Annotated in this window: 1 protein-coding gene; it reads left to right on the forward strand. The window is 62.3% G+C overall.

Annotation, left to right across the window (positions count from 1 at the left end):
• Positions 1-818, forward strand: an 818-nt coding sequence (locus EN994_RS33590; protein WP_127308264.1) for a helicase-related protein, incomplete at both ends; no start/stop codon positions are given.

Here is an 818-nt window from a genome sequence, read left to right on the forward strand (position 1 = left end):
ACATTGCTGTCACGCCAGCATTTCAAGACGTTTTCGCAGCGGTTTTCCGGCCTGCCGATCCGCGTCGCCCAGGCGTCGCGGCTGGTCGGCGCCAAGGAACTGGCCGAGACCAAGAAAGGCATCGCCGAAGGCCAGGTCGACATCGTCATCGGCACGCACGCGCTGCTCGGTTCCGCGATCTCGTTCAAGAACCTTGGTCTGCTGATCATCGACGAAGAGCAGCATTTTGGCGTCAAGCACAAGGAACGGCTGAAGGACCTGAAGACCGACGTGCACGTGCTGACGCTGTCGGCGACGCCGATCCCGCGAACGCTGCAACTGGCGTTGACCGGGGTGCGCGAGCTGTCGCTGATCGCCACGCCGCCGGTCGATCGGATGGCGGTGCGCACCTTCATATCGCCCTTCGATCCGCTGGTGATCCGCGAGACGCTGCTGCGCGAACGCTATCGCGGTGGCCATTCCTTCTATGTGGTGCCGCGCATAAGCGATCTCTCGGAAATACATGATTTCCTGAAGGAATCCGTGCCGGAGTTGAAGGTGGCGGTGGCTCATGGCCAGATGCCGCCGGGCGAACTCGACGACATCATGAATGCCTTTTATGACGGCCAGTACGACGTGCTGTTGTCGACCACCATCGTCGAATCCGGCCTTGATATTCCGACCGCCAACACGCTGATCATCCACCGCGCCGACATGTTCGGCCTGTCGCAGCTCTACCAATTGCGCGGCCGCGTCGGCCGTTCGAAGGTGCGGGCCTACGCGCTGTTCACGCTGCCGGCCAACCGCAAGCTGACCGACACCGCCGAGCGGAGGCTCAA

It is taken from the genome of Mesorhizobium sp. M7A.F.Ca.CA.002.09.1.1, assembly GCF_003998555.1.
GTDB lineage: Bacteria > Pseudomonadota > Alphaproteobacteria > Rhizobiales > Rhizobiaceae > Mesorhizobium > Mesorhizobium ciceri.